Source organism: Burkholderia sp. 3C, from assembly GCF_054589155.1.
This window is the reverse complement of record NZ_BAAILN010000155.1, coordinates 303,013-314,871: the sequence shown is the minus strand read 5'-3', so window position 1 is coordinate 314,871 and position 11,859 is coordinate 303,013. Positions and strand designations below refer to the sequence as shown.

13 protein-coding genes are annotated in these 11,859 nt (G+C 63.8%); 7 read left to right on the top strand and 6 right to left on the bottom strand.

Annotation, left to right across the window (positions count from 1 at the left end; translation table 11 throughout):
* Positions 1-336: 336 nt before the first annotated feature.
* The 4 genes from ACYP33_RS33895 to ACYP33_RS33880 all read left to right on the top strand — a co-directional run bounded on the left by ACYP33_RS33895 (position 337) and on the right by ACYP33_RS33880 (position 3,549).
* Positions 337-1,074, top strand: a complete 738-nt coding sequence (locus ACYP33_RS33895; protein ID WP_459625475.1) for an HNH endonuclease — start codon at positions 337-339, stop codon at positions 1,072-1,074.
* A 126-nt stretch (positions 1,075-1,200) separates the two neighbouring features.
* Complete coding sequence (locus tag ACYP33_RS33890; protein ID WP_459625474.1) at positions 1,201-1,587, top strand: hypothetical protein; 387 nt, start codon at positions 1,201-1,203, stop codon at positions 1,585-1,587.
* Positions 1,588-1,713: 126 nt separating this feature from the next.
* On the top strand, positions 1,714-2,574 hold the full coding sequence (locus ACYP33_RS33885) for a helix-turn-helix domain-containing protein (RefSeq protein ID WP_459625473.1): 861 nt from the start codon (positions 1,714-1,716) through the stop codon (positions 2,572-2,574).
* A 96-nt stretch (positions 2,575-2,670) separates the two neighbouring features.
* On the top strand, positions 2,671-3,549 hold the full coding sequence (locus tag ACYP33_RS33880) for an NmrA family NAD(P)-binding protein (RefSeq protein ID WP_459625472.1): 879 nt from the start codon (positions 2,671-2,673) through the stop codon (positions 3,547-3,549).
* An 8-nt stretch (positions 3,550-3,557) separates the two neighbouring features.
* Here ACYP33_RS33880 and ACYP33_RS33875 read toward each other — a convergent pair whose 3' ends face one another.
* Entirely contained in the window at positions 3,558-4,100 is a 543-nt protein-coding gene (locus ACYP33_RS33875) for a TetR/AcrR family transcriptional regulator (RefSeq protein WP_459625471.1), read from the bottom strand.
* Positions 4,101-4,202: 102 nt separating this feature from the next.
* Between ACYP33_RS33875 and ACYP33_RS33870 the strand changes: the two genes are divergently transcribed.
* The 3 genes from ACYP33_RS33870 to ACYP33_RS33860 all read left to right on the top strand — a co-directional run bounded on the left by ACYP33_RS33870 (position 4,203) and on the right by ACYP33_RS33860 (position 6,973).
* On the top strand, positions 4,203-5,180 hold the full coding sequence (locus ACYP33_RS33870; protein ID WP_459625470.1) for an NAD-dependent epimerase/dehydratase family protein: 978 nt from the start codon (positions 4,203-4,205) through the stop codon (positions 5,178-5,180).
* A gap of 104 nt (positions 5,181-5,284) precedes the next feature.
* The gene (locus tag ACYP33_RS33865; RefSeq protein WP_459625469.1) at positions 5,285-5,914 is read left to right on the top strand and encodes a TetR/AcrR family transcriptional regulator; all 630 of its coding nucleotides are present in this window, start codon (positions 5,285-5,287) and stop codon (positions 5,912-5,914) included.
* Between the two features lie 84 nt (positions 5,915-5,998).
* Positions 5,999-6,973: a DMT family transporter gene (locus ACYP33_RS33860; protein ID WP_459625468.1), complete on the top strand. Its 975-nt coding sequence runs from the start codon at positions 5,999-6,001 to the stop codon at positions 6,971-6,973.
* A 27-nt stretch (positions 6,974-7,000) separates the two neighbouring features.
* Here ACYP33_RS33860 and ACYP33_RS33855 read toward each other — a convergent pair whose 3' ends face one another.
* The 5 genes from ACYP33_RS33855 to ACYP33_RS33835 all read right to left on the bottom strand — a co-directional run.
* The gene (locus tag ACYP33_RS33855) at positions 7,001-7,345 is read right to left on the bottom strand and encodes a DUF3088 domain-containing protein (protein WP_414447856.1); all 345 of its coding nucleotides are present in this window, start codon (positions 7,343-7,345) and stop codon (positions 7,001-7,003) included.
* 51 nt (positions 7,346-7,396) lie between these two features.
* Positions 7,397-8,740, bottom strand: a complete 1,344-nt coding sequence (locus tag ACYP33_RS33850) for an LLM class flavin-dependent oxidoreductase (RefSeq protein ID WP_459625467.1) — start codon at positions 8,738-8,740, stop codon at positions 7,397-7,399.
* Between the two features lie 18 nt (positions 8,741-8,758).
* Positions 8,759-10,465 (bottom strand): dipeptide ABC transporter ATP-binding protein, encoded by a 1,707-nt coding sequence (locus ACYP33_RS33845; protein WP_459625466.1) that lies wholly within the window; start codon positions 10,463-10,465, stop codon positions 8,759-8,761.
* Positions 10,466-10,692: 227 nt separating this feature from the next.
* Positions 10,693-11,562 carry an ABC transporter permease gene (locus ACYP33_RS33840; protein ID WP_414441679.1) on the bottom strand — a complete coding sequence of 290 codons (870 nt, stop codon included), beginning with the start codon at positions 11,560-11,562 and terminating at the stop codon, positions 10,693-10,695.
* Between the two features lie 13 nt (positions 11,563-11,575).
* The coding region (locus tag ACYP33_RS33835) for an ABC transporter permease subunit (protein WP_459625465.1) at positions 11,576-11,859 on the bottom strand (284 nt) is incomplete at its 5' end.

The following is an 11,859-nucleotide window of genomic DNA, read 5'->3' as shown; positions in this document are numbered from 1 at the left end:
TCTGCTCTTCGGTGAATCGTTTCTTCATGCCCAATCTCCTGACTACGTGATTGGACTCTAAAGCGTCGCGCTACTCAAGGGTGGGGAGACGTCGTAGGTACAGGATTGTTCAATAGAGGCTTGACCCTGATCGTCAAAAATCTGCGCTTTTCCCTCTGAGATATAACGTTGAGCGACAGCTTTCCTCAACGCTCACGACTGCATTCGGTTTCGGAAATTCCGAGCGGCAAGAGGACCAGCAGATCGCCGGCCAGGAAAGAGGTGCCGGTTGAGCAATGATCGGATGTTCGGCACAAAGAGTAAGATCCTCGATTATCGATATAGGACACGCTAGCTATGGCCCGCACGCACGGACACGGGAATCCAAACTGGACACGCGACGAGACGATTCTCGCGCTTGATCTCTACTTCGATCTGGATGGAAGAATTCCATCCGGTTCTGATGAACGGGTAAAGGCGCTATCCGAAGTTCTTCGTCGATTTCCTTATCACGCAGAGGCATCAAGGAAGGAGTCTTTTCGAAACCCCGATGGCGTAGCATTCAAACTCCAGAATTTGCGGCAAATTGCAACGGGCAAGGGGTTAGGAAATGTTTCAGAAACAGATCGAGCAGTGTGGTCTGAATTTGGGGCGGTGCCCACATCCGTTAAATCACTGGCTAATCTTATCCGCGTTGGACTCACCGCATCCGAGTCCACCGAACCATTGAAGCTCGATGCGGAGTTCACGGAGGGGCGTCTAATCACCGAGTTACATTCGCGCCGGGAGCGACAGCCAAAGTTGAGGGAACGACTATTGTCGTCAAGGCGTAGCAGTGGGAAGTTGTTCTGCGAAATGTGTGGCGCTCCACCGCTTTCCACCAATGCGGAACTTAAGGAAGCGCATTTCGAAGCCCATCACATCATTCCACTTTCAAATACGGGTATCCGAATCACGGGCATCTCTGACTTGGCTCTACTCTGTGCAAACTGTCATCGTCTACTTCACCGAGCAATCGCCGTCGAAAAACGTTGGCTTACCGTCGCTGAGGGGAGAGCAATATGCGGCATCCAATCTGTAAGCCGCTCACCCTAACAATCGAGTGGATCTTGAGCATCCGCTTTCAAAAATCTTAATTGATCGAAATGGGTTGCTAACAGCCGGTCGCATTTGGGAGCAAGCAAGTCGACCGCAGGCCCCCGCCTCCAAATTTACAGCCCCATGAGCATCTACCGCCGACACTATGTATTTCCTGCGTGGGAACCCATCCCGTGGAATATGCAGGGTGCGGCTGCCGACACACAGGAACTGGGTTTTCATGACCGTGCCATGAAGCCGATCCCGTGGACCCGCACGCCATGGCGGGATTTCCCGCAGTCGGGCCTCTTCGGCTGTGACTGCGATTGGTTCCGTTCGAATGACATTGCCTTTTACGCGACCTTCGATAGCGAGGATCTCATCCTGATCCAAAACATCTGGCATGGTTTTCCAGACCCGCCGGAATGGGGGCTCGCGTCGCGACCGGCAGGGCAGGTGGGCACTTCATGGTCGCAGTGGGGCCATTTTCCCGATTTGCCGAAATCATGGGTGATGCCGGACGCTGCATAGCCATATCGTTGGAAATGAACCGCACTGCTAATCAACGGTAAGGACATCGTTGACAGATCCGAACCGGTAGTGCACTGCGCTGCGAGTTCTCGCCGCAGCGGCTGGATCACCTGAACGCACTCCATCATGACAAGCTCCGTGCAGCCCTTGGCCAAAGTCCTTCATTCAAGCGCCGGTCGAGGATGGAATGCCCTGACCGCCGCTTTCGTGCAAATCCCGCGCGGCGTGTCGAACGTGCGTGCCGCCGACGTTCACACCCTGGGCATGCATTTCGGGCCGCCGGTCAACGCCGACTGCATGTGTGACGGAACGCGGTTGCGGCGTGTTCAAAAGCTCGGCGATTTGGGCTTCGTTCCGGCAGGGATGGATTCTTCCTGGGAGGACGATGCGGAATGCCGGATTTTGCGACTGGGCCTTCAACCGTCGCTTCTGGAACAGGCGGCCGAGGAACTGGGTGGCGACCCCTCCAGGATCGACGTCATTCCACGCATTCAGCTTCGGGACGCCCGGATGGAAGCGATCGGCTTCGCCATCAAGGCGGATCTTGAGGCCGATACCCCTTCCGATCCGCTTTTTATCGACCATCTGGCAAGCGCACTGGCGGTTCGACTGATCGAGACCGCCACTGACCGCCGTCTCGTTTCGAAGGGATACGGCGAGCCCAGGCTCGCTCCACGCCAGTTGACGTTGCTGACCGAGTTCATCGAAAGCAACCTCGATCAGCCGTTGCGTCTGGCAGAGCTGGCAGCGGTGGTCGGTGTCAGCGTGACGCGTCTGAAAACGCTGTTTCGCAACAGCACGGGCATGCCCGTCCATCAATACGTCATTCGCCGTCGCGTCGAGTACGCACGCGTGCTGATCGCCACGACAAAAATGCCGGCAAGCGAGGTAGCCCTTGCCGCAGGCTTTGCCAATCAGAGCCACATGAGCAGCACGATGCGACGCGTCCTCGGCCTGATTCCGAGCCAGATGCTTCGCCCGGATTGAGAAATCGGCCCGAATTTGCAAAAGCCGGGCCGAATTTGTGCGACCGGCCTTGTCGAATCCGCGATCGTTGGGTTTCTACCTCAACGGGGAATCGATATGTACGCAATCGTAGGCGCCGCCGGAAAAGTCGGCTATGCAACCGCATCGTTGCTGCGTCAGTCGGGCGCGCGAGTCAGGGCCGTCCTGCGCAATGAGTCGAAGGCGGCGGCGCTCGCCGAAATCGGATGTGAAATCGTGTGCGCCAATCTACAGGATTCCGAAGCGCTTGCGAAGGCAATGGCCGGTGCGGATGCCGTGCAAATCGTCGCTCCGCTGTCTCCGCAGGCGAGCGATCCCGCCGAAGACCTGCGCCGATCGATCGCGAGCCTGGTCATGGCGGTGGAGCGCGTGCGCCCGCAGCACGTGCTGGCCGTTTCCGACTACGGTGCGCATGTTGCGTGTGATATCGGCATGCCCAGCATTTTCCGTGACTTCGAAAAGCGACTCGCTCGGGTGGGCGGCCACACGCTGGTCGTGCGATCGGCGGAGTATATGGAAAATTGGGCGCGAGTCATACCGGCGGCCATTGAATCCGGCAGTCTGCCGACGTTCAACGACCCTGCGAACAGGTTGATTCCCATGATCTCGGCGCCAGACCTCGGCTGGATCACGGCAGCGTTGTTGTTGCGAGCCGATGGAACGCAGGATCTGGAAATCCATCATGCGGAAGGACCGCGCCGCTACAGTGCCAACGATGTAGCGACGGTGCTGAGCCAACTGTCGGGCCGGACAATTCAGGCGCGATCCATACCTCGCGCGCAATGGGACGCGATCATGAAGCGGAGCATGCCGGCAAGCCTTGCGGAACTGCTGATCAAGGCCAATGAGGCGGTGAATCAAGGTGGTGTGATCGACGTCGAGGAGAACGTGGGTGAAGTCTGCCACGGCGCCACGGAATTGATCGACGCGCTGCGGCCGCTGTTATCGCGGGAGTGACTACCTCATCATCGCACCTGCATCAATCGGGCCGTCACTGCCTGAAACATGAACGCGCTCATCGCCCTGACTTCATTGGGCGCGTGCCCTGCGGTGATCAGCGCGAGAACCCCTTGATTCGCTGCCCACACGGCTTGAGCAGCGGCGTCCGCTGTTCCCTGAAAGCGCCCGAGATCCACGAGTCGTTGAACCCGGGATCGCATCAACGCATAACCGTCGTCATGTAGATCCGGGTGCACGATGGCATGTTGCGCGAACAGGCGCCACAACGCTGGCCGCTTCAAGGCGAAGTCCACCGCAATGTCCCAACCCGATCGAAGTTGATCCAGCGGATCGGCGTTCTCGGGCGGCAGACGCTTCTTCTGCATGAACTCCGCCACGCCTCGCTCGATGAGCGCTCGTTCAAGACCTTCCTTGCCGCCAAAATAGTGATAGAGCGTGGGCGACTTGATCCCGGCTGCCTCGCAGACGGCACGCGTCGTCAGCCCATCGGGCCCTTGCTCTTCGAGAAGAAGCATTGCGGCAACAAGAATTGCGGATGCGTTGTCCATGATGGATAGAAAAGTTTGCGCTTGACGCGAATTATATCATCGATATACATTTTGTGTATCAACGATATATAAGAGGTTCCTATGACACACAGAACGTGTTTCGTGACCGGTGGGTCCGGGTTCGTGGGTGGTCGATTGATCGAGCGGTTGCTCCGGCAGGGGTGGCAAGTGCGGGCGCTGGCGCGCAACGACGTGGCCGAAAAAAAGATCCGGAAGCTCGGTGCGCAGCCGGTGCGTGGCGAACTGACGGACGAGCGGCATTTGCTGGCTGCTCTTCGAGGTTGCGATGTCGTGATTCATGTGGCGGCACTGTTCAAGCTGTGGGGCACGAGAGAGGAATTCGAGCAAGCCAATGTGCGCGGCACGGCAACCTTGCTGGAAGCGGCGCGGGCCGCCGGCATCAGGCGATTCGTGCAGGTGGGTGCCGCGGCCGTGGTCATGGGGGACATGGTGGATCTTCGCGGAATCACCGAGACGCTGCCGCGTCACGAAAGGTCATGGGCACCTTACAGTGCGTCCAAGGCGCGTAGTGAAGCACTCGTGCTCGGCGCCAACATTTCCGAGGTGTTCGAGACGATGGTCATTCGTCCGCCCATGATCTGGGGAGCCGGCATGCCCATGCTTTCGGGAATGGTCGATGCAGTCAAGGCAGGGCAATTCCGGTTCGTGAACCATGGAGAAGCCGTGATGTCGACCGCGCATGTCGATAACGTCTGCCATGCGGTCGAACTGGCCATCGAAAAAGGGCGGGGCGGCGAAGCCTATTTCGTTGGCGATGGCGAGGCGCGAACGTTCCGTGAAGTCCTTGCTGCATTTCTCGATACTCAGGACGTGAAGTCGCCAACGGGATCCATCCCATTGAGAATGGCCTGGATCATGGCCGCGTTGATGGAACGGCTCTGGAAAACACTGTCTCGTTCGGGAGAGCCGCCCATCACCCGGCAGCTCCTGCGGCTGATCGGGAAAGACTTCACGCTCGACACGACCAAGGCGCAGCGTCAGCTTGGATACCGGCCTGAAGTGTCGTGGGTTGAAGGCATCGAGGCCATGAAGGCTCGACATGCTCGTGAGCGGGTTTGACGCTTGTCCGTGACCAGCACGCGCTCGCGACAACCAGCCGGCAGCGGTTCATCGACATCGCATGAGCATTGATTTTGAGACTAATTAGTCCTAATATCGCCTGCATGAAGACAACTGACACCCCCCGCCCTCGCAGCGAGCGGGCCGCCGAGCGTGGGCGTCCACGAGAATTCGACGTCGACCAGGCGGTCGAGGCTGCCGCGCGAGTGTTTTGGGAAAACGGCTACCACGCGACCCCCGTCGATGCGCTATGTGACGCAACCGGGGTCTTTCGCGGCAGCTTGTACAGAACGTTCGGCGACAAGCACGGTTTGCTCGTCGCCGCGTTCGATCGTTACGCGGAAGGCGCCGTTGCCCGACTGAAGGAGCGGTTGGCCGCCGATTTGCCTCCAAGGCAGGCGCTTCGCGAAGCGCTGCTGCACTATACGAAGGTGAGCGTGAACCTGTCGGAGCGCCACGGCTGTTTCATTACCAATACGGTGATCGAACACCTGCCGGGCGATGATGTTCTGCGCTCACGTATCGAATCGACGTTGCAGCGGATCGCGACGCAGTTCAGTCTCGCGATAGCAAGAGGTCAACAGGCAGGCGAATTCGATCGTCACCTCGACGCCGAGGAAGTCGGGCGTTTCCTGCTGTGCATGGTTCAAGGCATACGCGTGCTCGGCAAGGTCGACATGAGCGAGGCCGCACTCGCATCCATTGTCGAGATGGCGTTGCGGGCACTGACGTAGCGCGTCTGAGCGTGTCGTAGCCGGGCCGGTGGCATTCGCGAACAGCGGATGCCAATTTTTTATCTATTTTGAGAATGATCGTTCATGAATTCATCAACCGGTTTGGCTTCGAGGTCTTTGGGCTACTGGAACGGGATTGCGGCGTGCCTCGTCGCGACCATCCTGTTTGGCGTGATGTTTCCGGTCATGACGGACGCGCTGCGTTACATCGATCCTTTTACCTTTACTTCGCTCCGTTACCTGATCGCCGGTACGGCCTTTGTCGTCCTGTTGCTGAGACGGGAAGGACTCGGCGCGTTGCGAATCGACGGCAAATCGTTGTTGATTGCCTGGTTGCTCGGCTCGGTGGGGTTCTGCGGGTTTGGATCGTTTGTCTTTCTGGGGCAGCAACTGGCGGGAGAGCAAGGGGCGCTTGCCGCGTCCATCATGATGGCGACGCAACCGATGATGGGCTTGCTCCTCAATGCGCTGGTGCGGAGAACCGCGCCCCCGCTTCCTTCATTTCTGTTCGTGGTTATCTCGTTCACCGGCGTCGCCCTCGTCATCACACGGGGGGATTTTCTGGCTGCATTGGCCGCGCCACAACACTACGCGGCAAGCGGCCTCATCGTTCTGGGGGCATTCTGCTGGGTTGTCTATACGTTCGGCTCCGCGTACTTCACACGATGGTCGGCGTTGAAATACACGACAGTGACGACATGGCTGGGCCTGACCACCGTTATCAGCGTGAATGTGCTGCTCGTCGCGACGCACGCCGTCGCCGCTCCCACGCTCACGGCATGGTGGACGATCACGCCGCATCTGATTTACATGGGGCCGATCGCCGGTTTCGTGGCCATTCTCTGCTGGATTTCCGGTAACCGAATTCTCGGGCCGATGAATGGCGTGCTGTTCATGGACGTGGTGCCCGTGACTACGTTTGCCGTGTCTGCATTGACAGGCGTCGTGCCGAGCGGAGCGCAAATACTCGGTGCGGCGATAACGGCGTCTGCCCTGGTTCTCAACAACCTGTATTTGCGGCGACGGGCTCGACGAATGGCGGCGTCCGCGTTGGCCTGACCGGCACCTGCCCGCCGTCAGCCCTCGTCAATGCACCTTCGGAAACCCATGCCGTTCTGCCAACAAAGCAAGAATCCGCTTCGTTTCCGTCACAAACCGCTTGTCTCCAAGCCGCTGCGCATCGTCCGGCACCGGATGCTCATCCCCGAGCACCAGCACCGGCAGCCCCTGATGCGCCTCGTCCAGCGCGGCAATCGCCGTCTGGCGCGGGCGCGCGAACGGCACGCGCTGCACGTCGAGTTGCGCCGCGCGGGCCGGATCGGAGGCGAGCAGGCCCTCGATTGGAATGCCGTCGGGGCAGACGAAGCGCTCGCCGGGATGGGCCGGATCGGTGAAGCCCGGTTCGAGCAGAATCAAAAGGTCGCGACTCATGGTGTGGATTCCTGAATTCATGAAGACAAAAAACAACGAATGGGGCGACGCTCAGGCCGCATCCCGAGCCTGGGCATAGCGGTTGACAGGCACATCCAGCCCGAGGTGTTCGCGCAGCGTCGATCCTTCGTAATCCTGCCGATATGCGCCGCGTTCCTGCAGCACCGGCACCACCTGTGCGGCGAAATCGGCGAACGCGGTGGGCGTGCCGCCGCGCACGATGAAGCCGTCGGTGGCGCGTGCCTCCACCCACGCCTGCAAGCCGTCGGCCACCTGTTCGGGCGTGCCGGAAAAGCTCGGCCGCGGCGTGGCCGCTTCGAGTGCGACCTCGCGCAGCGTCAGCCGGCGCTCGGCAGCGTCGCGCTTGATGGTGTCGGTGGTGCTGCGGAACTGGTTGCTGCCGAGCGCGCCGATGTCGGGGAACGGCGCGTCGAGCGCGTAGCGCGAGAAATCGTGATGGTCGAAATAGCGGCCCAGGTAATCGAGCGCGTTGTCGATCGTCACGAGCCGCGCGGTGTCCTGGTAATGCGACTCGGCCTCGGCGGCCGAACGCGCGACGATCACGCTCACGCCCTGGAAAATCTTCAGGCTGCCGGGCGCGCGGCCGTGCGCGGCGAGTCGCTGCTGCACGTCGGCATAGAACGCCTGCGCGAGCGGAATGGTTTCCTGGCGCGTGTAGATCGCATCGGCATGGCGCGCGGCCACGCCCTTGCCGTCGTCGGACGCGCCGGCCTGGAACAGCACCGGGCGGCCCTGACGCGAGCGGCCGATGTTGAGCGGGCCGGCCACCTGGAAGAACTCGCCCGCGTGATTGAGCGCATGCAGCTTGGCGGGATCGAAGAACCGGCCGCTGGCCTTGTCGCGCACGAACGCGTCGTCTTCCCACGAATCCCATAGCCCCTTGGTCACGTCGAGGAACTCGGAGGCGATCCGGTAGCGCAGCGCGTGCTCGGGATGCTGCTTGCGCGAGAAGTTGGCGGCGGAGCCTTCGAGCGGGGAGGTGACGACGTTCCAGCCGGCGCGGCCGTCGCTCAGGTGGTCGAGGCTGGCAAACTGCCGCGCGACGGTGAACGGATCGCTGTACGAGGTGGACAGCGTGCCGACCAGGCCGATCCGCTCGGTGGCGAGCGCGAGCGCGGACAGCAGCGTGATCGGCTCGAAGCGGTTCAGGAAGTGCGGGATCGATTTGTCGTTGATATGCAGGCCGTCGGCCACGAACAGCAGATCGAAGCGGGCCGCCTCGGCCTGGCGGGCCAGCTCGCGCACGAAGCCGAGGTTGATGCTGGCGTCGGCGACGGCGTCGGGGTGGCGCCAGGCCGACATGTTGCCGGAAGCGCCCTGGATGATCGCGCCGAGATGCACGCGGCGCGGCGATGACGGAGTGGTTGAGGTCATGGCGTGAGAGCGGAAAGGTCAGGCCGGCGACGCGAGCGGCGCGGCCGGGTGGTGAACGGAAGAGGTCGCGGAGCGGGCAGGCAACGTCGGCAGCGCGGCCAGCAGCGAGGCGGTGTACGGATGCGTGGGCGCGGCGAACACGGCCTCGACCGCGCCGTGCTCGACCACCTGCCCGCGCCGCATCACCAGCACGCGGTCGGCGACGTGATGCACCACGCCGAGATCGTGCGAGATGAACAGCATCGCGGTGCCGTGTTCGGCCTGCAGATCGGCGAGCAGATCGAGCACCTGCGCCTGGATCGACACGTCGAGCGCGCTGACGGGCTCGTCGGCCACCAGCAGCGACGGGTTCGGTGCGAACGCGCGCGCGATCGCCACGCGCTGCCGCTGGCCGCCGGACAGCTCGCGCGGGTAGCGCGTCAGGCAGCCGGCGCCGAGCCGCACCTCGTCGAGCAGTTGCCGCACGCGGTGGCGGCGCGCGTCGCCGAACACGCGCACGGCGTCGAGGCTCTCGCCGATGATCTGCTCGACGGTGTAGCGCGGGTCGAACGAACTGCCGGGGTCCTGCGCGATCAGTTGCAGGCCGGCGCGGCGCGCCCGGCGCGCGGCTTCCGACACGTCGCTCCACGGTTCGCCGCCGAGCGTGACGCGGCCGGCGTCGGGCGCGACCAGCCCGAGCACGATGCGCGCCACGGTCGATTTGCCGGAGCCCGATTCGCCGACGATGCCGAGCGTTTCGCCCTTCGCGAGCGTGAACGAGATGTCGGCCACGGCCGGCGCGGTGTCGTCGTGGCCGTAGCGTTTGGTGACGGCGTCGACGGTCAGCACCTGGGCGCTTGTGTCGATGCGTTTGAGGGGCAGCGGCAGGCGGGCCTGCGTTATGTCGGATGCGTGGGGTGCGACGTCACCCGCCAGGTCCTCATCCCGCGCCTGCGGCGACAAACGAAACCCGCGCGAGGCCGGCGTCGGGATCGCGGCAAGCAGTTGCCGCGTGTACGGATGCGCGGGCGCGGCCAGCACCGCGCGCGCGTCGCCTTGCTCGACCACGCGGCCGTGGCGCATCACCAGCACGCGGTCGGCCAGCTCGGCCACCACGGCCAGGTCGTGGCTGATCAGCAGCAGCGCGTCGCCGGCCTCGCGTCGCGCCTGCAGCAGCGACAGGATCTGCCGCTGCACGGACACATCGAGCGCGGTGGTCGGCTCGTCGGCGATCAGCAGGTTCGCGCCGCCGGCCAGCGCGGTGCCGATCAGCACGCGCTGGCGCAGCCCGCCCGACAACTGATGCGGATATTGCGGCAGGCGGCGCTCGGGCTCGTCGATGCCGACCGCGCGCAAAATCTCGGCGCTGCGGGCGGCACGCTCGCGGCGCGGCGTGTCGTGCAGCGCCTCGGCCAGCAGGTCGCGCACGCGCCAGAGCGGATCGAGCGAGGTCAGCGCGTCCTGCAGCACGTAGCCGATCCGGCGCCCGCGGATGGCGCGCCAATCGCGCTCGCGAAAGCGTCGCGCGTCCACGCCCGCGATCTCGAAGCGCTCGGCCTGCACCACGGCGTTCGCGCCGTTCAGCCCCACGAGGCTGCGCGCGGTGACCGATTTGCCCGAACCCGATTCGCCGACCAGCGCCACGCATTCACCGGCCCGCACCTCGAGATCGAGCGGCCCGACCACGGCGCGCGTGCCGTGCCGCCCGGCGAAACCGATCGTCAGGCCTTCGATGCGTGCGAGCACGGCGCCGGCGCTACGGGGCGAGGCGATGTCGCCGCGCGGAGCGGGGGCCTCGAACCGGTCAGGAGAACCGATCGTATCGGCAGAATCGCGCCGGCCTGGCGAGTCGGGCGAATTCGATGATCCCGGCGACGCGGACGAAGGCCCACGCTCCCGCGATGCAGGCGCGCCGGCTCCGACACGCCCGATACGATTCCCACCCCCCAACGGCGGCACAACGGCTGCGTTCCTCATGATGCCTCCCGGCGCTCGAAGCGCTGCTGCCAGTAGCCGCCCAGTGCGTTGACGGCCACCACGGTCGCGGTGATCGCCACGCCGGGCCAGACGGCGATCCACCACGCGTTGTAGAGATAGTTGCGGCCCTCGGCCAGCATCAGCCCCCACTCGGCGGTGGGCGGCTGCGGCCCCATGCCGAGGAAGCTCAGGCCCGAGGTGCCGATGATCGCGGTGCCCAGCCCGATGGTGGCGAGCACCGGCACCTGCGCGATCGCGTGCGGCAGCACATGCCGCCAGATCAGCACCAGCGGCGGCAGGCCCAGCGTGCGCGCCTGCTCGACGTAGCCCGAACCGGCCACCACGAAGGTTTGCGCACGCACCACGCGCGCGAAGCGCGGCACCGACGCCACGCCGAGCGCGAACACCAGGTTGACCGCGCCGGGGCCGGTAAACGAGATCAGCATCAACGCCAGCAGCAGGTCGGGAAACGCCGACACCACGTCGAGCAGCCGCGTGACCAGCTCGTCGAGCCAGCCGCGTGCGAGCCCGGCAGCCAGCCCGAGCACGGTGCCGGCCAGTGTGGCGATGCCGATCGCGGCGGCGCTGATCGACAACGAATGGCGCGCGCCGTAGATCACGCGCGCATAGATGTCGCGGCCCAACTGGTCGGTGCCCAGCCAATGTTCAGCACTGCTGCCGAGCTGGGCCGACACCGGGTCCGCCGCGAGCGGGTCGTAATGGGTGAGCCAGCCCGGCGCGAACACGGCCACGGCGTTGAGCAACAGGTAGAGCGCGGCCAGCGCGAGGCCGGGGTGGCGGCGCAGCCAGCCGAATGCCTGCAGGCCGGGGCGTGCGCGCAGGGGCAGGTCGAGGGGGACGGACATGGCGGGCTCCGGGTCAGCGCCGTGCGCGCGGTTCGCGCAGGCGGGGGTCGATCAGCAGGTAAAGCAGGTCGACGGCGGTGCTGAGGGCGACGTAGATCGCCGCCGACAGAATCGCGATCGCGAGGATCACCGGCATGTCCTTGGCCAGCACCGCATCGACCGTGATCTTGCCGAGGCCGGGCCGCCCGAACACCTGCTCGGTGATCACCGCGCCGCTCAACAGGCCGCCCACCAGCCAGCCGGCCAGCGTGACGGCGGGCAGCGCCGCGTGGCGCAGCGCATGGCGCGCGCGCAGCG

Excerpts from the sequence above, each read along its gene's own strand:
- ACYP33_RS33895 (WP_459625475.1), top strand. The coding sequence starts at position 337 with ATGGCCCGCACGCACGGACACGGGAATCCAAACTGGACACGCGACGAG.
- ACYP33_RS33890 (WP_459625474.1), top strand. The coding sequence starts at position 1,201 with ATGAGCATCTACCGCCGACACTATGTATTTCCTGCGTGGGAACCCATC.
- ACYP33_RS33885 (WP_459625473.1), top strand. The coding sequence starts at position 1,714 with ATGACAAGCTCCGTGCAGCCCTTGGCCAAAGTCCTTCATTCAAGCGCC.
- ACYP33_RS33880 (WP_459625472.1), top strand. The coding sequence starts at position 2,671 with ATGTACGCAATCGTAGGCGCCGCCGGAAAAGTCGGCTATGCAACCGCA.
- ACYP33_RS33875 (WP_459625471.1), bottom strand. The coding sequence starts at position 4,100 with ATGGACAACGCATCCGCAATTCTTGTTGCCGCAATGCTTCTTCTCGAA.
- ACYP33_RS33865 (WP_459625469.1), top strand. The coding sequence starts at position 5,285 with ATGAAGACAACTGACACCCCCCGCCCTCGCAGCGAGCGGGCCGCCGAG.
- ACYP33_RS33860 (WP_459625468.1), top strand. The coding sequence starts at position 5,999 with ATGAATTCATCAACCGGTTTGGCTTCGAGGTCTTTGGGCTACTGGAAC.
- ACYP33_RS33855 (WP_414447856.1), bottom strand. The coding sequence starts at position 7,345 with ATGAGTCGCGACCTTTTGATTCTGCTCGAACCGGGCTTCACCGATCCG.
- ACYP33_RS33850 (WP_459625467.1), bottom strand. The coding sequence starts at position 8,740 with ATGACCTCAACCACTCCGTCATCGCCGCGCCGCGTGCATCTCGGCGCG.
- ACYP33_RS33840 (WP_414441679.1), bottom strand. The coding sequence starts at position 11,562 with ATGTCCGTCCCCCTCGACCTGCCCCTGCGCGCACGCCCCGGCCTGCAG.